This window comes from Streptomyces sp. NPDC056224 (assembly GCF_042267665.1).
Taxonomy (GTDB): domain Bacteria; phylum Actinomycetota; class Actinomycetes; order Streptomycetales; family Streptomycetaceae; genus Streptomyces.
In genome coordinates, this window is record NZ_JBHJTK010000028.1 from 60,859 (window position 1) to 82,380 (window position 21,522).

The 21,522-nt window shown below is 71.0% G+C and carries 28 protein-coding genes; 9 read left to right on the forward strand and 19 right to left on the reverse strand.

Annotated elements, in window-relative coordinates; translation table 11 throughout:
• Positions 1-47 precede the first annotated feature (47 nt).
• Positions 48-710 (forward strand): recombinase family protein, encoded by a 663-nt coding sequence (locus ACFCZ1_RS26885; RefSeq protein WP_376680877.1) that lies wholly within the window; start codon positions 48-50, stop codon positions 708-710.
• Positions 711-1,524: 814 nt separating this feature from the next.
• Positions 1,525-3,126 carry a hypothetical protein gene (locus ACFCZ1_RS26890; RefSeq protein WP_376680837.1) on the forward strand — a complete coding sequence of 534 codons (1,602 nt, stop codon included), beginning with the start codon at positions 1,525-1,527 and terminating at the stop codon, positions 3,124-3,126.
• Between the two features lie 116 nt (positions 3,127-3,242).
• On the opposite strand, the gene ACFCZ1_RS26895 is transcribed toward ACFCZ1_RS26890, so the two are convergent.
• Positions 3,243-3,563: a hypothetical protein gene (locus tag ACFCZ1_RS26895; protein ID WP_376680838.1), complete on the reverse strand. Its 321-nt coding sequence runs from the start codon at positions 3,561-3,563 to the stop codon at positions 3,243-3,245.
• Positions 3,564-3,682: 119 nt separating this feature from the next.
• Here ACFCZ1_RS26895 and ACFCZ1_RS26900 point away from each other — a divergent pair, with 119 nt between their 5' ends.
• Positions 3,683-4,234 carry a hypothetical protein gene (locus ACFCZ1_RS26900; RefSeq protein ID WP_376680839.1) on the forward strand — a complete coding sequence of 184 codons (552 nt, stop codon included), beginning with the start codon at positions 3,683-3,685 and terminating at the stop codon, positions 4,232-4,234.
• 268 nt (positions 4,235-4,502) lie between these two features.
• On the opposite strand, the gene ACFCZ1_RS26905 is transcribed toward ACFCZ1_RS26900, so the two are convergent.
• Together ACFCZ1_RS26905 and ACFCZ1_RS26910 are read right to left on the reverse strand one after the other, a co-directional pair.
• Positions 4,503-5,045, reverse strand: coding sequence for a GNAT family N-acetyltransferase (locus ACFCZ1_RS26905; protein WP_376680840.1), 543 nt, complete (start codon positions 5,043-5,045; stop codon positions 4,503-4,505).
• An 8-nt stretch (positions 5,046-5,053) separates the two neighbouring features.
• Positions 5,054-6,337 (reverse strand): hypothetical protein, encoded by a 1,284-nt coding sequence (locus tag ACFCZ1_RS26910; protein ID WP_376680841.1) that lies wholly within the window; start codon positions 6,335-6,337, stop codon positions 5,054-5,056.
• A 227-nt stretch (positions 6,338-6,564) separates the two neighbouring features.
• Between ACFCZ1_RS26910 and ACFCZ1_RS26915 the strand changes: the two genes are divergently transcribed.
• From ACFCZ1_RS26915 to murC, 3 genes are all read left to right on the forward strand, one after another.
• On the forward strand, positions 6,565-6,750 hold the full coding sequence (locus ACFCZ1_RS26915) for a hypothetical protein (RefSeq protein WP_376680842.1): 186 nt from the start codon (positions 6,565-6,567) through the stop codon (positions 6,748-6,750).
• Positions 6,747-6,995, forward strand: coding sequence for a hypothetical protein (locus tag ACFCZ1_RS26920; protein ID WP_376680843.1), 249 nt, complete (start codon positions 6,747-6,749; stop codon positions 6,993-6,995). Before ACFCZ1_RS26915 ends, ACFCZ1_RS26920 begins: the two co-directional genes overlap by 4 nt.
• 384 nt (positions 6,996-7,379) lie before the next feature.
• Positions 7,380-8,798, forward strand: a complete 1,419-nt coding sequence (gene murC / locus ACFCZ1_RS26925) for a UDP-N-acetylmuramate--L-alanine ligase (protein ID WP_376680844.1) — start codon at positions 7,380-7,382, stop codon at positions 8,796-8,798.
• Here the strand turns inward: murC and murF are convergent.
• Positions 8,795-10,195, reverse strand: a complete 1,401-nt coding sequence (gene murF, locus ACFCZ1_RS26930; RefSeq protein ID WP_376680845.1) for a UDP-N-acetylmuramoyl-tripeptide--D-alanyl-D-alanine ligase — start codon at positions 10,193-10,195, stop codon at positions 8,795-8,797. The two genes, murC and murF, sit on opposite strands and share 4 nt — an antisense overlap.
• Positions 10,196-10,332: 137 nt before the next feature.
• Here murF and ACFCZ1_RS26935 point away from each other — a divergent pair, with 137 nt between their 5' ends.
• Genes ACFCZ1_RS26935 through ACFCZ1_RS26945 form a run of 3 tightly spaced genes read left to right on the forward strand, consistent with a single transcriptional unit; the run spans position 10,333 to position 12,879 of the window.
• Complete coding sequence (locus ACFCZ1_RS26935; RefSeq protein WP_376680846.1) at positions 10,333-11,289, forward strand: D-alanine--D-alanine ligase; 957 nt, start codon at positions 10,333-10,335, stop codon at positions 11,287-11,289.
• Positions 11,286-12,278: a threonine/serine dehydratase gene (locus ACFCZ1_RS26940; RefSeq protein ID WP_376680847.1), complete on the forward strand. Its 993-nt coding sequence runs from the start codon at positions 11,286-11,288 to the stop codon at positions 12,276-12,278. The genes ACFCZ1_RS26935 and ACFCZ1_RS26940 overlap by 4 nt, the downstream gene beginning before the upstream one ends.
• A complete protein-coding gene (locus tag ACFCZ1_RS26945; protein ID WP_376680848.1) occupies positions 12,271-12,879 on the forward strand; it encodes a C39 family peptidase in 609 nt (202 codons plus the stop codon). Before ACFCZ1_RS26940 ends, ACFCZ1_RS26945 begins: the two co-directional genes overlap by 8 nt.
• A 97-nt stretch (positions 12,880-12,976) precedes the next feature.
• On the opposite strand, the gene ACFCZ1_RS26950 is transcribed toward ACFCZ1_RS26945, so the two are convergent.
• The 15 genes from ACFCZ1_RS26950 to ACFCZ1_RS27020 all read right to left on the reverse strand — a co-directional run bounded on the left by ACFCZ1_RS26950 (position 12,977) and on the right by ACFCZ1_RS27020 (position 21,309).
• Positions 12,977-13,234, reverse strand: coding sequence for a hypothetical protein (locus ACFCZ1_RS26950; protein WP_376680849.1), 258 nt, complete (start codon positions 13,232-13,234; stop codon positions 12,977-12,979).
• Entirely contained in the window at positions 13,231-13,536 is a 306-nt protein-coding gene (locus ACFCZ1_RS26955) for a DUF6247 family protein (protein WP_376680850.1), read from the reverse strand. Before ACFCZ1_RS26955 ends, ACFCZ1_RS26950 begins: the two co-directional genes overlap by 4 nt.
• Before the next feature lie 160 nt (positions 13,537-13,696).
• On the reverse strand, positions 13,697-14,806 hold the full coding sequence (locus ACFCZ1_RS26960; protein ID WP_376680851.1) for a hypothetical protein: 1,110 nt from the start codon (positions 14,804-14,806) through the stop codon (positions 13,697-13,699).
• Entirely contained in the window at positions 14,803-15,606 is an 804-nt protein-coding gene (locus ACFCZ1_RS26965) for a ParA family protein (RefSeq protein ID WP_376680852.1), read from the reverse strand. The genes ACFCZ1_RS26960 and ACFCZ1_RS26965 overlap by 4 nt, the downstream gene beginning before the upstream one ends.
• A gap of 303 nt (positions 15,607-15,909) precedes the next feature.
• The gene (locus ACFCZ1_RS26970) at positions 15,910-16,149 is read right to left on the reverse strand and encodes a hypothetical protein (RefSeq protein WP_376680853.1); all 240 of its coding nucleotides are present in this window, start codon (positions 16,147-16,149) and stop codon (positions 15,910-15,912) included.
• A gap of 21 nt (positions 16,150-16,170) precedes the next feature.
• Positions 16,171-17,871 (reverse strand): DUF2637 domain-containing protein, encoded by a 1,701-nt coding sequence (locus ACFCZ1_RS26975; protein WP_376680854.1) that lies wholly within the window; start codon positions 17,869-17,871, stop codon positions 16,171-16,173.
• 84 nt (positions 17,872-17,955) lie between these two features.
• A complete protein-coding gene (locus tag ACFCZ1_RS26980; protein WP_376680855.1) occupies positions 17,956-18,108 on the reverse strand; it encodes a hypothetical protein in 153 nt (50 codons plus the stop codon).
• Positions 18,105-18,248, reverse strand: coding sequence for a hypothetical protein (locus tag ACFCZ1_RS26985; protein WP_376680856.1), 144 nt, complete (start codon positions 18,246-18,248; stop codon positions 18,105-18,107). The genes ACFCZ1_RS26980 and ACFCZ1_RS26985 overlap by 4 nt, the downstream gene beginning before the upstream one ends.
• Positions 18,245-18,406: a hypothetical protein gene (locus tag ACFCZ1_RS26990; RefSeq protein ID WP_376680857.1), complete on the reverse strand. Its 162-nt coding sequence runs from the start codon at positions 18,404-18,406 to the stop codon at positions 18,245-18,247. The genes ACFCZ1_RS26985 and ACFCZ1_RS26990 overlap by 4 nt, the downstream gene beginning before the upstream one ends.
• Positions 18,407-18,492: 86 nt before the next feature.
• Positions 18,493-18,741 carry a hypothetical protein gene (locus ACFCZ1_RS26995; protein ID WP_376680858.1) on the reverse strand — a complete coding sequence of 83 codons (249 nt, stop codon included), beginning with the start codon at positions 18,739-18,741 and terminating at the stop codon, positions 18,493-18,495.
• A 149-nt stretch (positions 18,742-18,890) separates the two neighbouring features.
• Positions 18,891-19,802 carry a hypothetical protein gene (locus ACFCZ1_RS27000; RefSeq protein ID WP_376680859.1) on the reverse strand — a complete coding sequence of 304 codons (912 nt, stop codon included), beginning with the start codon at positions 19,800-19,802 and terminating at the stop codon, positions 18,891-18,893.
• Positions 19,799-20,290 (reverse strand): hypothetical protein, encoded by a 492-nt coding sequence (locus ACFCZ1_RS27005; RefSeq protein ID WP_376680860.1) that lies wholly within the window; start codon positions 20,288-20,290, stop codon positions 19,799-19,801. The genes ACFCZ1_RS27000 and ACFCZ1_RS27005 overlap by 4 nt, the downstream gene beginning before the upstream one ends.
• A 13-nt stretch (positions 20,291-20,303) precedes the next feature.
• On the reverse strand, positions 20,304-20,873 hold the full coding sequence (locus tag ACFCZ1_RS27010) for a hypothetical protein (protein WP_376680861.1): 570 nt from the start codon (positions 20,871-20,873) through the stop codon (positions 20,304-20,306).
• Positions 20,870-21,190 carry a WhiB family transcriptional regulator gene (locus tag ACFCZ1_RS27015; RefSeq protein WP_376680862.1) on the reverse strand — a complete coding sequence of 107 codons (321 nt, stop codon included), beginning with the start codon at positions 21,188-21,190 and terminating at the stop codon, positions 20,870-20,872. The genes ACFCZ1_RS27010 and ACFCZ1_RS27015 overlap by 4 nt, the downstream gene beginning before the upstream one ends.
• Entirely contained in the window at positions 21,187-21,309 is a 123-nt protein-coding gene (locus ACFCZ1_RS27020) for a hypothetical protein (protein ID WP_376680863.1), read from the reverse strand. The genes ACFCZ1_RS27015 and ACFCZ1_RS27020 overlap by 4 nt, the downstream gene beginning before the upstream one ends.
• Positions 21,310-21,522 lie beyond the last annotated feature (213 nt).

Below are 21,522 nucleotides of genomic sequence, written 5' to 3' on the forward strand. Positions count from 1 at the left end.
TCATAAAACGTTGGTTACTTGAGGGCAGACTGCCGTCCGTGACGACCCTGACCGACGCGCTCGGCGCCGACGACCTCCTCGGCGTCTTCCCCCTCCGCTCCAGCGAGATCCGGATCGGCTACGCCCGGGTCTCGACCGGCGGGCAGAAGCTCGACCGGCAGATCGACGCCCTCACCCTTGCGGGATGCCGGCGCATCTTCGCGGATAAGAAGTCCGGGAAGAACGACCTGCGCCCGGAGCTGAAGGCGTGCCACGCCTTCCTCCAGAGCGGGGACACCCTCGTCGTCCCCTCCCTGGACCGGTACGGCCGCAGCCTCCAGGACCTGGTGAATATGGTCGCCGCGCTGCGCGAGCGGCACATCGGCTTCACCTCCCTGCACGAGAGGCTCGACACCACCACACCGGGCGGCCGCCTGATCTTCCACGTCTTCGCCGCGCAGGCGGAGTTCATCCGGGAGCTGATCGTGCAGGGCACGAACGAGGGCCTGGCCGCCGCGCGGGCTCGCGGCCGCGTCGGCGGTCGGCCCAGCGTCGTCAACGACAAGCTGCTGCGCGCCGCCCGCGACATGCTCCCCAACCCGGAGAACAGCATCGAGACCATCGCGGCCCTGCTCGGCGTCTCCGTCGGCACCCTCTACAACCACATCCCCGACCTCAAGGAACTACGGGTCTCCCGAGTCCCCGCCCAGCTCGGCCGCCCGCCTCGCTAGCCCCGACGCCGACTGATGCAGCCGCGCCGCCCGGCCGTTCAACGTAGCCAATGGAAGAAGGTCCAAGTTCATGCCCTACGACGACCCTGAAGGGGAGATTCGATCTCGGGGATTCGAGTCACTGGAGCCATACCCAGGAACCGGCGGTGTCCCCTGGCGCTGCCGCTGCCCCAATGGTCATGAGGTCGACGTGATCCCCCACCGGTTCCGCGCGGGGATGTCGGGGTGTTCCACATGCGGCCGGGCGGAGGCAGGTCGCCGCCGCCGCGAGGCTGCCGAGGTCAAGCACACCGCCGCCATGCGGGCGGCGGGGTATGAGCCGCTGGAGCCCTATCCCGGCAGCGGGACGCCGTGGCGGTGCCGACACCTCGCGTGCGGGAACATCGTCACTCCGAGACCCGCGTACATCGGAGACGGCCGGGTGGGGTGCACGGAGTGCGCGAAGGAAAGCCGCCGGGCCATCTTCCAGAAGCGCGCTGGCGGAGCCGAGCGGGCCGAGGCGGACATGCGGTCGGTCGGTCTCGAACCCCTGACGCCGTACACCAACAGTCAGACCCCGTGGCGTTGCCGCTGCACTACATGCGGGCACGTCGGCGCACGGCGGCTCTCCGACATCCGCAACCTGATCAAGGTGGGAACGGAATCGGGCTGCTCCGCCTGCAACCGCAAGGCTCGCGGGGAGCAGCAGCGCCGGGACCACGCCGCCCAAGCCGAATCCTTGATGCGCGCGGCCGGATACGAGCCTTTGGAGCCCTACCACTCCGCCTCGGCCCCATGGAGCTGCCGCCACACGACGTGCGGCAAAGAAGTCCAGGTGAAGGCATCCAGTGTCCGCCAGGGCTACGACCCGTGTCCCATATGCCGGGCCGAGGGGTACAAGCAGCGGGGCGCCGCCCGCCGCATCGACGCGGAGGAAGCATGCTCCCTCATGCGGGCGAACGGATTCGAACCGCTGGATCCCTACCCCGGCGCCTCGGTGGCCTGGCGCTGCCGCTGTACCACGTGCGGGAAGGAGTCCAGGCCCATGTACTCCGGCGTCAAGGGCCGCAGGTACGGCTGCGGGCACTGCGCGAGAAGCGCACCGCTGGACCCCCAGGACTGCGCCACCGAGATGCGCTCGCACGGCTTCGAGCCACTGGAGCCGTACCCCGGAAGTGACAAGCGCTGGCTGTGCCGCTGCCCCAACGGCCACGACGTGCACCTCCGGCTGACCGGTGTCCGCACCGGCAAGGGGTGCCGGATGTGCGCCACCCACGGCATCGACCTGGCCGCCCCGTCGAAGGTGTACGTGATCACCCACCATCCCTGGAACGCGATCAAGATCGGCATCGGTGCCTGCACCGGTTACAACTCCCGTCTGATCCAGCACCAACGCCAGGGGTGGCAGCTCTATGAAGCCCGCGAGTACACGACCGGCGCCGCCGCTTTCGATGTCGAGCAGGCCGTGCTGGGCCGCCTGCGCGAAGCCGGGCTCACCCCCTTCCTCACCAAGGACGTCATGCCGAACGGCTGGAGTGAGACCTGCTCTGCCGATCGCGTCACCGCAGTCGAGGTGTGGGCGATGGTCGAGGAGGAGACCCGGAACGCGCAGGAGCCATACGTCCCCCGAGTCGGCGGCCGGCCCCGTGCCGCGTTCCTGTTCGACGCGGACGCCGCGGTGGCCGAGATGAAGGCCTGTGGGTACGAGCCGCTCGTGCCGTATCCCGGCCGTACGAACGCGACCTGGCCCTCGCGGTGCACGACCTGCGGGCACGAGGGGCGCCCGACTTTCAACGCCGTCCGCAACGCGGGACAGCGCTGTCGGGTCTGCCGGGCGAGAGAAACCCAGGCGAAACGCGCCGCGGCGAACGCGCCCAAGGCCGTCGAGGTAATGCGCGCGGCAGGACTCGAACCGCTGGAACCCTACCCCGGCAGCGGAGCACCATGGCGGTGCCGCTGCACCACGTGCGGCCGCGAAACCATCCCCACGTACTCCAACGTCAACAGTGGTTCGAGCGGCTGCCGGTTCTGTGCCTTCAACTCGGCAAACGACGAACGTGCCTCCGCTGAGATGCGTGCGGCCGGATTTGAGCCGCTGGAGGTCTACTCCGGGCGGACCACGGATCGGTGGCGCTGCCGGTGTTCCTGCGGGAACGAGGTCGCGATGCGCCTGTCCTACGTCCGGTCGGGAACGACCAGCTGCAAGAAGTGCCCCCGGGCCGCCGGCCGAACCGAGCCGGCGAAAGCCGCTGCCGAGGCGCGCGCGGCCGAGTTCGAACCCTTGGAGCGTTACCCGGGGAAGACCACCGACGGGTGGCGGTGCCGCTGCGTCTGCGGGACGGAAGCCACGGTGACCCTGACCAGCATCAGACGAGGCCGTACCGGGTGCGGGAAGTGCTGCCGAAGTACGACTCCGCCAACACCGTCCACCATGTAGACGCTCGAACGACATGGCCATCTCGATCCTGCGCGTCACCGCCCGGCGGGCTACTGACACTTCCGTGGCAGGACGACTGACGTTGTCGTGGCAGACGACAAGTGGGATGCGCAGGGTTACGACAGTGGCGGCGCAGAGTCCGTGTCGGTAGGTGCTGGCGGCTCGGGGAGCATTCGCAGGCTGTAGAGCACGTTGTCGTGGAAGCGGTCGATGATGTCGCCGCGGGTGACCATCTCGGCGGCGGCGAGGTCTTCGAGGGCTTGGCGCTGAGCGGCGTCGTTGGTGTCGATTCCGCCATCGAGCCAGACGTGGAGGAGGACCTCGGCCTCGGCGGGCTGGATGGGGGAGGGCTGGATGGGGCCGCGTATCGCCACCGCGGGCGTCGGCCGCTCCACCCTGTACAGCACCCTGGCCGCGTACGACGAAGCCGCCGCCACGACGTCCGACCCTGGCCGACGCGAGATGACAGTCAGGGGGACCAGTCGATTGGCAGCATGATCCTCAGATCTATCTCAGGTCCGGTTTCGGCTGGTGCCAATGGACGCAAGACCGAACCATGACAGGGCTGGATTGGGGGACTGTCCCCGCATGGGCGAGCGCCATCTTGACCAGCGGCTCGCTGTTGCTCGGCTTCTACATCCTGCTGCGTGACCGCCGTAAGGAGGAGACAGACGAAGCACGCAAGCTCGTCTTCAACATGAACACGCCCTACGCGGGTGACCTGCACGTCGTCCGAGTGACCAACGTGTCAGACCGTCCCTTTCTTTCCATCGGCATGTTCAACGCTGATCAGTGGCGCGCTGACCAGCAGGCCGGAGATGGCCCGGAAGGGCCGCTCTTGCCTGGCCAATCCAGGGAGTACACGCATAACGGTGCAGGCTCAGGTGCCCTGGCTGCGCGCTTCCAGGACGCGGACGGCCAGAACTGGGTCAAGGTCTTTGACAGCCACCGGTTGATCCGGACTCCGGCAGACAGCGTGGTCGCGCGGCACTTCGAACGTCGCCTGGCGGGCGGGATACGCCGGACCGACCAAGTTCTGATGTCGCCTATGCCCAGCCGATGGGACCGCGTGAAGTACCACCTGCGACCCCGTGGCGGTGAGCACTGACACAACTCTGCGCCTCACTGACATCTACTCTGCACCCGACACCTGTCGATGTCGTGCGCAGGGTGGATGTCAGTGGGTACTGGTGGCTCGGGGAGCATCCGCACGTTGTCGTGAAAGCGGTCGATGATGTCGCTTCGGGTGACCATCTCTGCGGCGGCGAGGTCTTCGAGTGCCTGGCGCTAGGCGGCATCGTTGGAGTGCCTCCAAGGTCCGCTTCCCTGCCGCAAGGTGTGCCAGCGCCCTGCGGGCGAGGCGTCGCGGAACGGTCTCAGGCCCGCAGCGGCCTGGCCAAGGTCCGGTAGACCGGTGCGCCTTCCCATGGCTGGGTGTGTCCTACGAGCCCGTACCCGAGCCGTTCGTACCAGGCCGCGGCCGGGGCCTCGGGGCGGACGGTGAGCGTGGCCCGCTCGGCGGTGATCCCGTTGAGCAGATCGGCGTGCAGCTTCCGGCCGACGCCATGCCCGCGCTGGTCGGCGAGGACGGCGAGTTCCTTCACGACGAACGTGCGCTGACCGTCCTCGCGGGTGAACTCCTGTGTGGGTGTCGTGTCCAGGAAGCCGCCCCACCATTCGGTGGTGGACGAGAGGGGTAGCCCGTACGCGAAGCCAACCAGCTCGCCGTCGGCGGCGTGGGCGAGGACCAGCCGGAAGCCGGGTGTCTTGTGTTCGCGCTGGTAGGTCTCCAGGAACAGCGCGAGGTCACGAGGTCCCTCGTGGTAGGGGGGCTCCGCGAAGACGGACTCGTACACGGGGGCGATGTCGTCCAGAGCCTGCCCGGCTTCGGCGGGGTCGGTGATCAGGGTGTAGTCCACGGGTCTCCTCATCGGGTGGGGCGGATGCGGTCGAGCTCGCGGCGGGCGACAGCCAGTCCTTCCCGTGCCCGGCCGGACGACACTTCGGTGAGCAGTGCTTCGCCCTGCTCGATGTGGTGCGCTGCCTCGTCAGCCTCGCCGGAGCGGGCGAGCGCGCCGGCGAGACGGCCACGGTGCAACGCCTCGTTGCGGGCATAGGTGACCTCTTGGCGCTCCAGGGACCGGCGCAGCCAGGTCACCGCGGCTTTGTAGTGGCCGGCGGCGGTGAACAGCTCGGCTTGCGCGGCAGCAAGCTCAGCCGGGCCGTGAAATAGCGTCCAGTCCGGGGCCGGGCGGCTACCGCGGTCCTTCTCGTACAGGCGGGCCGCGCTCGCCAGCGTGGTGCGCGCGGACGCGGAGTCGCCGAGCATGGCGAGGGCCCGTGCCTCGCGGGTGGCGAGGATGGACATGAGCGACGGAGGCGCCCATGGCGCTGCGAGGGCGGCGGCCCGCCGGGCGTGGTCGAGCCCGTCGTGAGGCCGCTCCTCGCGCAGCTCCAGGAGCGACAGGGAGGCGAGGACCAGGACGGCGAGGCTGTCGTCGCGCAGTTCTGTCGCGGTGTCCCTGGCTTGCGTCCAGTACCGGCGGGCGCGGGTGTGGTCGCCCGCATCGAACGCCAGCCAGCCCACGTGTTCGGCGGTCTCCCCGCTGATGAGCCGGAGCTGTCGGCCGATGGTCTCGGGGTAGCTGCCGGTGTCGATGAGCCGCTGTACGCGGGAGAGGTGGGCGGCGGCGAGGGGGCCGACGGTTGCCCCGCCGAACCGGTCGTCAAGGCCGTAGAGCGAGGCGAGGCCGGACCGTAGGTCGGTGACGGTGTCGGTGCCGACGCGGAGCCCGTCGAACGCGGCGGCCGGCACTGCCGCTCCTATCCCGGCGATGCCGAGGGCGGCGCCGCCCGCAGCGGCGAGGAGGTTTCGGCGCTCCACAGGATCGGCCCTTTCGCGTAGTTCGGGGATGGGGTCGAGCACCGGCACGGGGGCCGTGACGGGGTTGCGGCGGTGCGGCGGCACCCGGAAACCACACTGTTCCAAAGGCACCCCGAGCATCGCCTCTAAGACGCGTTGACGGCCGGGATGCGGGCACGGCGGGTACGGCGCCCGCCACCGCCTCACCTGCCGGTCCGTGACGTCCTCGCGCTCCCCGATCCGGACGGCCACCGCCGCGTACACGCGGATGAACTCCGCGGGCGAGCGCCACCCAAACCCGTCGACCAGGTCGGCGAACGGTGTTGCTGGCTCTGGGCGTTCGGGCATCGCGCCCCCTCGTGCTGCGGTGGTGTGACCTTTCCTCGCACGGTAGAGCCCCGGTGCCCGGACTTTCAGGGGGACGGTGTTGCGAAAGTCCGGCGGAAAGTCCGGCTACACCGGCGACCGGTCCGGCCGTGACGAGTTGACTACCCACTGCACACCCCCGAAGGGGGTGCGGCCCCGGCTTACTTCCCGGACCGCACCCTCGCCCGCCCACGAGCCGGAGGAGCGCCATGGACTCCCGCAGCAATGACCCCACACCCGCTCCCGGGGTCCGCCTGCGCGCCTCCGGCGCCACGCTCTCCGCCTGCACCCTCGCCCGCGCCGAGCACGGCCTCGTGGCGTTCATCGCGCGGTGGGAGGACCCGGATGAGATCACCCACGACCGGGCCGACGACGGCGCCGAGGGGGAGCAGTGACCACCATGACCCCGCCCCGCACCCGCCGAGCCCCGTACGCCGTCGGCGATCTGGTCACCGGCACCTCCTACGTCCAGCCCGAGGACCGAGCCAGCGAGCAGCCGGAGGAAATCACCGGCCACATCGTCCAGGTGGGTTCCGGGTGGGACGGAATCGACGCCGCGCAAGCCTACGTGTGGGTGCGCCTCGCATCCGGCCGTGAACAGCAGGCGCTCATAAGGGACATCCGGAAGGTGACCACCTGATTTGATGCCGGGCCATGCCCGCCGAGCCGCCCCCTTCCCGACCGGCCGCCGCGCTGCCCGACACTCACCCCCCACCAGGACGCGCCCGGCAGGGCGTGCCGGTGCTCCGACCGCACCACGCTCTAGACGTCCCGGTCCCGCTGTTCCCACCCCACGCTCCGCATGGCTGGCTGCCGAGCCGCAGGCGACCGGGCGACGCGTGACCTGCCGCTCCGTTCTCCGGACTTCCCCGCCCCTGGCTTGCGGCTGCCCCGTTTCGGGCCGCCACCAAGGCCATCTGCGGGGATGGGAGGGGACCCGTCTGGGCCCAGCTCCCTGCAACCCCCCTCTTCCCGCCCGGGAGGAGGGTTACGTCAGGCACCACCTCAACACGAGGAGACTGCTGTGGTTGAAACAAGGTATGTGGAGATCCCGCCGCCGGCCGGTCCGCTGGACCTGAGCCGCCCTCACTTCGTGGGGATCTGCGGGGCGGGCATGTCCGCGCTGGCCCGCCTGCTCGCCGGTCGCGGCGCGCAGGTGTCCGGCTCGGACATGAAGACGGGTCAGGCGGCGGCCGGTCTGGAGGCGGCGGGCTGCCAGGTTCGGACTGGGCACGACGCTACGAACACCGCGGGCGCATCGGTGGTCGTGTGGTCCAGCGTCATCGACGCTGCCAACCCGGAAATCATCGCGGCCCGCGCCGCGGGCGTTCCGGTGGCCCACCGCTCCCACGTCTTGGCGCAGCTCGTGGCCGAGGCGGACCGGTCGGTGGTCGTGGCCGGGACGCACGGGAAGTCGACGGCCACGGCAATGCTGGCCGCCGCCTTGGGACACCTGCGCCCGTCGTGGGCGGCCGGTGCCGCACCGGTCGGCTCCGTCAACGGGCACGCCGGGTCGGGCCTGCTGATCGCCGAGGGCGACGAGTCCGACCGCAGCGTGGCCTGGTACCGGCCGGACGTCGCCATCGTGCTGAACGCCGACGATGACCACCCCGAGGTGTTTTCCGGTACCGGCGATGTGGTCGGGACGCTGACGGATTTTGCGATGGGGGCCGGGACGCTGGTGGTGTCCGCGGACGACGCCGGGGCCCGCAAGGTATCCCACCGGGTCCGCGGCAACGGTGGCACGGAGGTGGTGACGTTCGGCGAGAGTGCCGGCGCCGACGTCAGGCTGCTGTCCGTCGTGCCGACGACCGGGGGCAGCACGGTGACCGTGCTCGACCCCGGCGGGGTGCGGGTGTCGTGGACGGTGCGTACCCCGGGCCGTCCGGCGGTGCTGGCGTCTCTCGCGGCGTACGCGGCGGGCCGGGTCCTCGGCGAGGAGCCTGAGCCGCTGGCGGCTGGCCTGTCCGGCTTCGCCGGGGTGCGGCGCCGGATGCAGTTCTTCGGTGAGGTGGAGGGGGTGCGGGTGGTGGACTCCTTCGCCCACCACCCCACTGCGATCGCCGCGGACATCGCCGCCGCGCGGGAGCTGGCTGGCGGGCGGGTGATCGTCGCGTTCGAGCCGTGCGGGGCGACGCGGGTCAGGGTCCTCGGCTCGCGGATGGGCGTGGCGCTCGCCGCCGCGGACGAGGTGGTGCTCCTGCCCGTGCGCGACGCAGTGTCGACGCCGGCCGCCGCAGTGGTGTCCGGGGACGGCATCGAGCGCGCTGCCGTTGCCGCCGGGGTCAGGGTCCACGAGGGCGGCGGCCTGGCGCAGGCTGCCGTCGCGGTCGCCGCTCTCGCGGGCCCCGGTGACGTGGTGTTGACGATGGGCGTCGGCGAGGTGGCCGGGCTGGGTGCGCTGATCCTGGCGTCCGCAGCCCGGTCCGTGGCCCTCGTCTAGCGGTCGCCCGCCACGGTGCCGGGCTGGGCCAGGCACATTGCCGTGTGTTCCAGCCCGACACTGTGGGAGCCCTTCACCAGGACGATGTCGCCCGGCTCGATCAGGTCGCGGGCCAGCGTCAGGGCGTGGTCCCGGTCGCGGGCGCTGACCACCTGAAGGCGCGGGTTGTCCTCCTGGGCGGCATCCGCCATCGCCTGTGCGTCCTCGCCGCCGACCGCGATCAGCATGTTCACGCCGGCGGCGGCGACGAGACGGCCGACCTGTCGGTGCCCGTCGCCGCCGTCGGCGCCGAGCTCCTTCATCTCCCCCAGGACCGCGACCGTCCGCCGTCCGCCGGTCATGGCCTCAAGAGCCGTGAGCGCTGCCTTCATCGAATCGGGGTTCGCGTTGAACGCGTCGTTGATGACCCGCACCCCATCAGGCCGGTCGGTGACCTCCATACGTCCGGACGCCACCAGGACCGCGCGGGACAGGGACGCGGCCGTCTTCTCCACCTCGGCGCCCAGGCCGATCGCGACGGCGGCCGCGGCCAGTGCGTTCGACACGTGGTGCATGCCGTGGAGGGACAGCTCGACCCGCGCCTTGCTGCCGGCGGCGACGAGGGTGAACGAGGCCCGGCCCGCCGAGTCGAGCACTACGTCCACCGCCCGTACGTCGGCGTCCTGCCCGATGCCGAACGTCAGGACCTGGGCGCGGGTCCGGGGAGCCATGGCGGCGACCAGAGGATCGTCGGCGTTGAGGATGGCCAGGCCCTTCACGGGGAGGGCCTCGACGAGCTCACCCTTGGCCTGGGCGATCTGCTCACGGCCGCCGAACTCGCCGACGTGGGCGGTCCCCACGTTGAGGACCAGGCCGACCGTCGGCGGGGCGATGCGTGTCAGGTGGGCGATGTGGCCGATACCGCGGGCGCCCATCTCCAGCACGATGTACCGCACGCCCCGGTCCAGGTGCGTCACGGCCAGCGGCATGCCGATCTCGCCGTTGAACGACTTCACCGTGGCAATCGTCGGCCCGAGTTCGGGGAGTACCTGCGCGATCAGATCCTTCGTGCTGGTCTTGCCCGCCGAGCCGGTCAGCCCGATCACCATGGCCTCCGGCACCTCGGCCAGCAGCGTGCGGGCCAGCGCCGCGAGCGCGTCCAGCACGTCATCGACAACCACGGCCGGGACGCCGACGGGACGGGCGGCGAGGACCGCCACCGCCCCCGCTTTAACTGCGTCCGCCGCGAAGGCATGCCCGTCGGCGTGCTCACCGGCCAGCGCAGCGAACAGGCCACCGCGCTCGACCGCGCGCGAGTCGACGACCGCAGGCGCGGTCACCAGCACGGACGGGTCCGGCACGTCGCACAGACGGCCGCCGACGGCGGCCGCGACGGCTTCAAGCGAAAGGGGGATCACGTGACGCACTCCGAATCGGCAGGGCTTGCCCGGCGCGGCCGAGAGCCGCCCGGTTCAGTCCTTTCGACCGTAACGCCTCAGCATGCCGGCACCGACGAGACCGGCCCGGCCCATCCAGGAAACAGGAGCACTACCTGATGACGATGCAGTCCTTCGAGTCCGGCCGAATCGCCGTCGTCTCCGGCGGCAGGTCCACCGAGCGGGAACGGTCGCTGATGTCCGGCCGCGCCGCACTGGAGTCCCTCGACCGGCAGGGTTACACCACGATGTTCCTCGACGCCGCGGATAAGGGCTTCGCCGACGAAGTCCGCGGCGCCGACGTGGCGTTCCTGGCCATCGCCGGGCAGTACGCCGAGGACGGCAAGCTCCAGGGCTTACTGGAGTTGCTGGACATCCCCTACACCGGATCGGGCGTGACGGCCTCCGCCGTCGGCATGCACAAGGCCCGCGCCAAGACCGTCGTGGCCGCCGCCGGGGTGGCGGTCCTGGCCACCGCCACCATCCCGGCCCGCGACCGCGACGTGATCACGCGGGCGATCACCAGGACGATCGCGTTCCCGCTGATCCTCAAGCCCCTGTCCGAAGGCGGCTCGATCGGTATGACGGTCTGCCACGACACCGCCCAGCTCGCCGCCGCCCTGCGCACGATCGACCCGGCCGAGGGCTGGTTCGCCGAGCCGTTCACCACCGGCATCCCGGTGAGCTGCGGAGTCCTGGAGGTCGACGGCTCGCCCATGGCACTGCCACCGCTGGCGACCATCCCCACCGACGCCGAGTTCTACGACTACGACACCAAGCGCGACAAGACCAAGTACCAGTACCAGTGCCCCGCCAACCTCCCCAGCCCCACCCTCGACACGATCACCACCGCTGCGCTCACCGCGCACGACGCCCTGGGCTGCACCGGCTACTCCCGCTCCGACTTCATCGTCACCCCCGACGGACGCCCGCTCTGGCTGGAGATCAACACCCTCCCCGGCCTGTCCCACACCGGGAACCTCGCCACCATGGCCGCTGCCGCCGGCATCGACTACGACCAGCTCATCCGCATGATCCTCGCCACCGCCAACACCACCAGGGGGTACCGGCCGTGACCGAGCTGACCGCCCGCGACGTCCAGGACGCCGCCGCCAACCTCGAACCGGTCGCCGCCCGCACCCCGGCCCTCTCCGCGCTCTCCCTCGACCAGGCAGCCGGCTGGCCGGTCGTGTGCAAGGCCGAGAGCCTCCAGCGCACCGGCTCCTTCAAGTTCCGCGGCGCCTACCACCACGCCTCATCCCTCCCCGCGAAGGAGCGCGCCCGCGGCCTGATCGGGGCATCCTCCGGGAACCACGCCCAGGCCCTCGCCCTGACCGGGCGACTCCTCGAAGTGCCGGCCACGGTCGTCATTCCCGCCGACGCCCCGACCCCGAAGGTCGCAGGCGTCCGCGCGCTCGGCGGTCGGGTCGTCACCTACCGCCGCGACTCCGAGGACCGCGACGCCCTCGTGGCCGACATCGCCGCCCGTGACGGCCTGGCCGTCGTCCCCTCGGCTAACTCCCGCCACATCATGGCCGGGGCCGGGACCGTCGCCCTGGAACTCCTCACCGAACACCCCGAGATCGAGACCCTCGTCGTCCCCGTCGGCGGCGGCGGCCTCGCCGCCGGGTCCGCCACCATCGCCAAGCACCTCCACCCCGGCATCAAGGTCATCGGCGTCGAACCGGAGGAAGGCGCCGACACCCTGCTGTCGATGCGCTGCGGCCAGCGCATCGCCCTGCCCGAGATTCCGGCCACCATCGCCGACGGCCTCGGCCACACCAGCCCCTCCCCGCTGACATGGGCCGTGAACTCCAAGCTCCTCGACGGCATCGTCACCGTGACGGACCAGGACATCACCGCCGCCATGGCGTTCGCGTTCCGGCACCTCAAGGTCGTAGTCGAAGCGAGCGGCGCCTGCGCCCTGGCCGCCGTCCTCAGCGGCCGCGCCCCCCACGAGTCGGGGACGATCGGGGTGGTGATCTCCGGCGGCGGTGTGGACCTGCCCACCTTCCACCGGCTGATCAGCCAGCCCGCCCACCGGAAGGAACCCGCACGTGTCTGACCCGCAGTTCCCCACCGTCACGCAGTACGCCAGCCCGGACCTGATCGCCGCATTCGTCTACGAGGGCCGCGACCACGGAACCGACCCCCGCTGGGCCGAGACCGGCGCCCCCGACCTCGACACCTACCGCAGGTGGTGCGGCCACATGTGCGGCATCGCCTGCCTGCGCATGGCGCTCCTCGCCCGCAACGGCAACGCGCCCACCCTCTTCGAGCTCCTCGACGGCGCCCGAAAGTACGGGGCCTACACCGAGGACGCCGACACCGGAGCGATCCACGGCCTGATCTACGCCCCGTTCGCCCAGTACGTGCAAGACGTCCACCGCCTTCACGCCGAGGTGCACCCACACCTGACGGTGCCCGACCTCCTCGCCCTGCTCGACTCCGACCGGCTGGTGATGGCCTCCGTCCACAAGGAGATCCGCCGCCCCGAGAACCCCGCCCCCGGCAAGGGCGGCCACCTCGTGCTCGTCACCGGCCGCCAAGGCGACACGGTCCACTTCCGCAACCCGTCCGGCCACACCGGGCAGGCCCGCACCGCGAACCTGCCCGTGGCCGAGTTCGCCGAGTTCTTCGCCGGCCGAGGAGTGTCGCTGACCTGAGACCCCGGCCGACCTGGGGTACGGAATCTCGGACACGACGAAGCCCCCTGGAATTCGCCATTGGGCGAGGGGGCTTCGGGCTGCTCTGTGTGCGTTGTCAGCCGGCCCAAACGATGGACAGGACGCGGAGGTGACCGAGGCTGCGGTTGACCCAGTAGACGACGGTGAGCGGACCGATCGAAGCGCGCCGTACGTCCTCGCCCTCTGGGTCGGTGCGGTCCCACTGGGGCCAGGACCACGGGGAGCGGGAGGCAATGTCGAGCACATCGCGGACCATCTCCTGGACGGTCGGGTCGAGCTCGGCGAGGTAGGCGGACGCCTGCAGTGCCAGCCGGGCGGGCCAGGCATCGCTCACCGGCGCGCCCCGATGACGTCCTCCAGGGCGACGCTGTCGGTGTCCTCGAACCCCGAGGCGATGAATGCGGCGACGGCGGGCGCAGTGTCGAGTCGGCCCTGCCATTCGCGGACGACATCGTGCAGCGCGGTGAGGTCGAAGGTCTGCCGGGACTCCTCCAACGCGGCGCCCCAGTCCCGGTCGAAGGCGGGGAGCCAGCGATCGGCAGCTTTGTGCGCGGCGATACGGCTGCGGAGTTTCGCAGCGGCCGCCGGGGCTGGAGCCGACGGGGGCTCGTGCGGGAGCACGGGCTGTGCGCTCATTCGGTAGTCCCTTCCTCGGTGTTGAGTCTGACGCCCCGCCCGGGCCCGCGTCGAGTGTCCAGTCGGCTTCCGGCCAGGGGGTGCAGTCGCGTAAGCGGCCTCCGGGCCAATTCGGAGCGCGCCGAGGCTGACCCCACCCCCGCCCTCAATCTGGACAGACTCAGGCCTTTGCAGGTGCGCCGGCCTGCTCCTCGACGACTTCAGCTTCGGTGGCGTCGCCTTCGGGCGAATCCTCTGCGCGGGGAGCCGGGAATGCGGGCGCGGTCTTGTTGAGGGCCTTGCGGCCTTCATTGATGCGCCGCTCGATCTTCCGGAGCTCGGCTTCTGTATCGTCGAGGAGCTTTCGGGCCTTCTCCGGATCCTCCTTGGCCAAAGCCTCCACGGTTCGCGGTGCAACGGCCTTGTAGGCGGCACCCAGGAGACTGGCAGCATCGGCAAGGGCTTTGCCCGGCTCTACCTTCTCGGGTGCCTTGGTGTAGCCGAGCTCGACAGAGGCAGCCTCGATGACCGCCGCTGTGATGGGGCCGCCCCCGAAGGGCCCACGTTTGTCGAGTTCGGCGGCCACGTCCGCCTCGGTGACCGGTTCCAGGGCGGGCGGGAACTCCTCTCCCCTCTCCTCGGCCTCCTTTTCGGCAGCGGCATGAGCGGCGGCTTTCGCCTTCTCTACCGCCTTACGCGCCTTCTCCTTGGCTTCACCCTCGGCTGCTTCCCGGATCATCTCCGCGGCTCGGTCGAGGACGAGGCGGACTCCAGTCTCTTGGTCCTCCTTGAAGGCGTCGACCAGCCTGAGGGCCTGAGTGACCGCTGGCCTCAGCGTCGGGATGTCTTCGATCGAAGACAACAGAATGCGCAGGACGGGTGCCGCTTCCATGAGGGCGTATGCACGTGGGCGGGAGACGCCGCGGGTGTCGGCGTACTCCTCGAAAGTCTTGTGCTGCGCGGTGTAGATCTCGGTCTTGTTGACCTCGGCGAGGATCAACCCGAGGACCATGTCGTACCGGACCTTGAACCGGACGGCACGAGCCCCCTCCTTTTCGAGGAGAGCATCGAACTGCTGGATCCTCTCGGCGGGAGTCCCCTGGATCTCGCTTGGGTCGAAGGCGGCCATGTCCGCGTTCGAGATCTCAGGAAGGTTAGCCACCGAGACGGGGCCGAGCTGGCGTTCGGCGGGGATCGCCGGGTCGATGTGCGCGTCAGCAGCCTTGGTGAGCTTACTCTTCCGCTCCTCCTCTACTCGGGCGTCTCCGGCCTTGACGAGCTTGTTGCTCACTTGGTGGCTCCTGCTGCAGTGAGGATTCTGTCGTACGCGGTGGTGAGGGCGGCGGCTTCCTTGCCGGACTGGCTGGTCACGGGGACGCAGGCGTAGCGGGTCTGCTCGCGGAGGGTGTGCCGAGGGATGGCGAGGTCGTCTCGGTAGAGGTCGCCGTACGTGGCGGCGAGGTGCTTCCCTATGGCGTCCGCGAGAGTGGTCCTCCCGCCCGGAACGATGGACGGGACGATCGCGACGACCTGAATGTCGTGGCCGTAGCTGTCACGGATGATCTCGATCGTCTCCATTGCCTCCTCGGCGCCGATCCGACCGTCCTCATTGAGGGTGGCGGGGATAACGACATGGGTGGCGGCGAGGAGTGCGGCGGTGACGAGCTTGCCGCCAGCCCGCGGAGGCAGGTCAAAAATGAGGTCGTCATCTTCGCCCAGAATGCCGTCGAGTGCATGACGCAGCCGGAACTCGAAGCCGGTGGATTGGTCGGCCTCGCGGTTGGCGAGGGCACGTTCGGCGGCGATGACGCGGACGCCGGACCAGTCGTCGGAGGCATCGGTCAGTGCCTCAGCTGCGAGGCCTCGCTCGCCCTTCGGGTCCATCGCCAGGAGGTCGTTCATGGTGAACGGTGGCGGCATGTTGATGCCGAGCTCCGCCGTGAGGGTCCCCCGCGGATCGAGATCGGCCGCGAACACGCTGCCGGCGGCGCCGTCGAGGCGGCGCTTCCTGGCGGCGGCGACCATGCCCGCGGCAGCCGCAGACTTCCCCACCCCTCCCTTCTCACTGTAGGAGGCGATCCGCTTGCCCATGACTGTCCTTCCGCCCGAGGGGATTTACTACGGAAGACTATCGAGAGCGCGCCGTTCCGTTCCTCAGCGGGCGGCGCGTTCTGCCGCCGGATTTCAACTCCCTTACGAGGCAAAGAGGAAGACCCCGCCCCGTAAGCGGCTGGCCCTCCAGAGGCTTGGAGTGGCTGGGATCGGGCATGCTGCCCCATCGCCGGAGGGGCGATGGTGATGCCTGGCCCCTTCCGGGGGCAGTGCGGTAGAACAACGGGCGGGGCCCGTGGCGATTCCAGCGCCACGGGCCCCGCTATTTGTCGTTCTGGCCGGTCACCCGCTGGCCCTCGGGTCGTAGTCCGTGAACTGTCCGCACCAGTTGAGCCGTCCCCGGGCCCGGTGCGTGTCCGGGGACAGGCCCCGCAGCCACAGCCTCTCGGCCGTCTCGCGGTGCTGCTCGCAGGCGTACACGGTGCGGTCCAGGCTCATGTCCTCATCCTCCTTTCCGCTGTAGTCCTCGATCAGCCACACCGCCGGGGCGGTGCACTCACCGGTCTTTCCGAACGTCGGCATCGGTCTTCTCCTCTCGGTTGGTCAGCCGCTGTATCCGGCTGCGATCAGGTCCGCAGCGGCCTGCCGCCGCTCCCCCGCCACGGTCCGCGAGACGTTGAGAGCGGTCCCCACGTCCTCCAGGGACACCGCGTGCTTGTCCGGCCGGTCCGGCCGCTGATCGGCCGGCATCGCGGCCCACGCGGCGAGGATCATCCGGGCAACCTTCCGCTCCGCCCGCTCACGGGCGGGCATGCGAGCCAGGTCTTCCGCTTCCTGGGCGGCCAGCTCGGCGCGCTGCGCGGCCTCGCGGTGCTCCGCAGCACGGCGCTCCGATGCCGCGGTCTCCTCGGCGGCGGCGGCCTCGGCGCGGCGCTCCTCCTTCGCGATGCGATCGGCCTCGGCGGTCTTCCGCCGGTCCTCGGCGGCCCTCCGCTCGGCGGCCTCGGCTTCCGCTGCCGCCTTCGCGGTGACGCGACGGTCCTCCGCCGCGCTCCGCCGGGCAGCCTCTTCGCGGGCCTCGGCTTCGGCCTCGGCGGCGCTGCGCTGCGCCAGCTCCTCCCGCTCGGCGGTGCGCTCCGCCGACCGCGCATCGCGCTCCGCCTGCCTGCGGGTGGCTTCCGCCGTCAGCCGCGCGGTGTGCTCCGCCGCCTCCGCCTTGGCCACCGCCGTCGCCTCTGCCGCCTGCGCGTCGGCCTCCGCCGCTGCCGCGGCGGCGCGCTGCTCCGCCGAGGCAGCGGTACTCTCCGCCGTGATCCGGTGCTCCGCCGTGGTCACCGTGGCGGCGATCTCCAGGCGCCGGACGCGGGCTACCGCCGCTCGCTCTTCCGCCTCCAACTCCCGCTGCTCCTCGCGGGCCGCGGCAGCCGCAGCCCGCTCGCGTTCGGCGGCCACACGCTCGGCCTCGGCCTCCTTCTGCTCCTGGGGCAAGACCAGAGACTGGGCGACGGTCAGCCCGTAGGGCGCCATCGTGAACGGCAGCAGCGCGGGGCCGCCGGCCTTCTTCTTCCAGCCGCGTCCGTGCTTGTGCTGGAGCCAGGCGCGGTAGACGGTGCGGTCCTTCTCCATGGCCACCATCTGCGTGTAGGAGGTGATCTCCCACAGCTTCATCCGGCGCCACAACTGCCAGGTCGCGACCGGGGCGAGCGCCCAGCGGTGCAGCGGCACACGGCCCGACTCGGTCGTCAGCGTCAGCCGGTTGGTCTTGATGATGAGGTGGCGTACGGCTTCGACCACCGCGACGAATAGCACAGGCATGACCGCGTGCATGGCCGCGCCGAGGGGGTCCTCAAGCGGCGGCCGGCCCGAGTAGGCGTTGAAGACGATGGTTGCCAGGGTAAGGGCGTGGGCGATCAGCCGGAGCATCGGCTTGGGCATGCGCCGCCACACCAGGATGAGGTCCAGGGCGTACATGGCGACGATTCCGGCGTCGATGCCGACCGGGAAGACGTAGGAGAAGTCGCCGAATCCGCGCCGCATCGCGAGGTCCCGCAGCGCCGTGTACGAGCCGACGAAACCGATGCCGGCGACCACGGCGGCACACAGTCCGGCAGCAATGATCAGTGCGCGCATGACGGTCGCGGACCAGGCCCGGGGCGGAACCGGAACGGTCTCTGGCGCGGGCGGAGCAGCCTCGTCGGTGAGCGGAGCGGGGTCCGGTACGACCGGCGCGGCGGGTTCGGCGGCCGGAGCGGGCACCGGGGCGGCCGGGGCCGGGACGGTGCCCGACTCGATGGTGATGGTCATCTCTCTCCTTTGCTGGTGCGGTGCCGGGCCCGGTGGCGATGCCCCATGGCTGTCGGGGTGCCTTCCGGGACTGGTGTGCAGGTGTCAGCGGTTGAGGTGGGCGGCAATGTTCGCCGCGAGGGCGGCGGCCGCCTCGGAGGCGGAGCGCGCGGCCTCGGCCGCCGCCTCGGCGGCGATGCGGGCGGCTTCGGCCTGCGCGGTGGCCTGCGCGGCCGCCGCCTGCAATTCCTGGCTCACCGGCCACCGCCGGAGGGGAGAACGGCGGCCAGCAGGCGGGCGGTCCAGGTTCCGCACACCAGGCACCGGTAGGTGCCTCGGGTGGTCCGGTCCTGCTTCATCCGCCGGCCGTGGCAGACCGGGGCGGTGTGGCGGCTCACTGATCGCCGTCCTGGGACTGGCCTGTGCCCGCGACCGGCTTGTCCGTCTCGGGGAACCAGCCCCCGCGGCTCGACTGGTAGGTGGGGCCGCTCTGCTGCAGGTCGGAAGTCAGGTTCTGGCTCAGCTCGTCCTGGGAGATCGTCTTACGAAATGCCATGATGTGGATCCGTCTCGTGATCGGGATGGAACCGGGGCGCCCCTGTCTTCTTGGCGGTTGAGGGGGGCGCCTCGGCGTTTCTCGGGTCACGCCAGGAGGCGGAACCCGACGACCAGCGCGAGCACCACCGCGAGGGCGGCGTACGCGACGTAGTGGATGGGCCTGGTCGGCTGGCCCGGCCTGGGCGGCGGGATGTGGGCCTGGATCTCCTCGCCGTCCGGGATGTGCCCAGCGTGGGCGCGGCGCCGGTGCCGGTATCTCTCCGCCTCGGCCTCCGGCCTGGTGCGGACGGCGGGCGAGGTGGTGCGGCACTGGTTGCACCGGTAGCGGTACACGCGCTGTTCTCCTCCGGAGGTGGGGTGTTGGCCTGTAGCCGTCACCCTCTCCCCTCTCGGGCCTGGGCGGTAGGACGGGTAGGTAGGCGGGGGTAGGCGGCCGGGTAGTCGCCGCGCTGACCTGCGGAAACTACCGGCCTACCTGGTCCCTAGGAGGGGACCGCGGGGGTGGTCGGGGAGGGCCCAACTGCCGCCTCGACTACCGGCTCTGCGGGCGCCCCAGACGGGGTGCTGGCGGGTCCCCCGGGCGAGGTGCTGGCGAGGGTCTGGGAGGGCACCAGGGAGAGACCCCGGACAGGCCCCTCCCCGGCACCCCGGGCGGGGGCTGGCGGGAGGTGCCTCAGACGCACCCCGTCCCGGTTGCGCTGGGCCTTCCCCGACGGGGTCTGGACGATGAGCTTGAACCCCTCGACGGGCAGCCCCCACTCGTCGGTGAGAGCGGCCTTGAGCGCGGCCTTGTCCCAGCCCTCAAAGAGGGGTTCGGCGAGGAGGTCGTCCAGGTGCGCGCCCTGGTGCTGCTGGCGGGCGGCCACGGTCCGGATGAGCGCAACGACTTCGTCGGACTCGATGGGCTCGTCAGGCTGCTCGTCCAGGTACTCGGGCTCGTCCTCGTCCGGCTCCTCGGCGGCGGCCTTGGCGGCCAGGGTCGTCTTGGGCGTCTTCTCCGCCGCTTCGGCCGGTGCGAACCGCTTCGCGGCGACGCAGCCGCAGACGGCGGCGACGGTCGGCACGAACGGGGCGTACGGGCCAGTGACGCTCTGAACGACGGTCCAGACGGCGGGGAGGCCGAAGTACACGCCACCGGCGATGGCGCCGACCTTCGTCCAGCCCTCCCAGATCCACCCGTCCTGGGCGATCCAGGTGCAGCCCTGCCGGACCAGGACCCGGGTGCCCGCCCCTACCCCGGCGAACGGGGTGCGGAGCTGGTCGCGGGTAGAGAGGTAGGGGCGCAGGTCAGCGAGGAGGGCGGCCATCCGGCCGGGCTCGGCGACGACTTCGACGTGCGGGCGGTCCCGGTCCTCTTCGGGCGCGGCCTCGGCGGGGAGCTCGGCCGCGCTCACAGGAGGTTCAGCTTTCCGGCGAGGAGGAGCAGCAGGAACTCGGGCAGGCCCCAGATGCCACCGGCCGCCGAGCAGATGCCCGCCATGAGGACGCCGAGGAACGCGGCCCAGCCGGGGCGCGGCATCCGGTAGTAGAGGTACGCGGAGATGATCAGGGCGACTCCGCCGAGGCCCGCGTTGCCGAACGCTCCGCCGGTGAAGATCGAGGCGAACCCGTTGCTGATCTCCTTGCCCACGGTCCAGATGGACCCGGCGACGATGTAGAACGTCCCGGCGATCAGGCCCATGGCGCTGCCCTCGGTCGAGTTGAGCTTGCGGCGCTGCTTGCCGGCCTTCTTGCCCTCGGCGGCCTTGGGCTCCTTGATCCCGGCGAACATCGCGACGGACAAGGCCGTTGCGATGGCACCGGCGCCGACGGAGCCGAGGAGCCTGCCGCCCACGGAGAACGTGTCGGCGGCCATCTGGACGTACTGGACGTGCTCGTACATCGATCCTCCTTGGTCAGATCTGGGATGCGGGGGCGTAGAGAGCGAGGGCGGCGACTGCGGACACGAGCGGGATCCGGGCGATCCAGGCGAGCGGCCAGTACCAGTGGCGGGTGCGGCGGTCCCAGAAGGCGGCGATGCCGAAGCAGATGCCTCCGCCGAGGACGAGGGCGGCACTGATCGAGTAGTCCCGGCCGCAGTCGGCGATCCAGCCGCCGAGGGTCGGGGTCAGGCCGAAGGCCCATCCGGCGACTCCGGCGCCGACGTTGAACAGGAATCGCTTCGCGCCGTCGCTGAGCGACGGCTTCGGCATCTCGGGGAGGCTCGGCCAGTACCCGGGCTGCGGCGTGAACCAGGGCTTCGCGTCGGGCTGCGGGTCGTCGTCGTCCTTCGACAACTCGGGGTTGTCGCCGGACTCGGGCTGTTCGGCCTCCGGCGCGGGGGCGGCCGGGGCGAGGTCCTCGTCGGCCCACAGCCGGTCGAGCCAGTCGCCCCCGTCGTCGTCGGGGTCCCTCGGCTCCGGCACGGTCGGGGTGGCCAGGTTGGTGGGCTTGTTCGTGGACCACCACGGGGTCATCGCGCTCACTGCTGCCCCCGCTCGGCCAGGGCACCGTAGAGGGCGCGGCGCTCAGACTGGCGGAGTCCGCCACGTACGCCCTTGATGTCGTCGGCCGACTGAACCTCGCGGAACTCCTGGATCAGGCACGGGCCGGTCAGCGGGCATCCGGCGCAGACCCGCAGGGCCAGCCGCTCCTCGCGGTAGGGAGCGACGTTGAGGCCCGAGACGTGGTCGGGGTGGAAGGCGACCGGGTCGCTGGTCGCGCACCAGGCCACCATGTCCTCGTCGGTCACGGCCTCCAGCGCCTCGTCGTACCGGCGGAGGAGCGTCTCAACTGCGGTCACAGCTCCACCCCCAGACCGAGGAGGCAGGCGCGGGCCCGCAGCTCGTCGCCTCCGAGGACCGGCGCCCGGAGCGGGGCCGCCTGACCGGCGGGCTCGTGGCCCACCGGTCCGGGCAGCACCGTTCGGGTCCGGCACCCCTCGGGAACAACACGGTGAGGGCGGCGCCGTAAGGCCCTCCACCGCGTCCCTGACACCATCAGCACGTCGACCTCCTAGGCATTGGGCAGGTCGGCAGCCGCCTGGTGCTCCAACACCAGGCACGTGGTCGAGGGCGCTCCAACGTCCCCAACCCCGGCGCGCTCCGGAGCTCCAACTCCGGGGCACAGGACGGT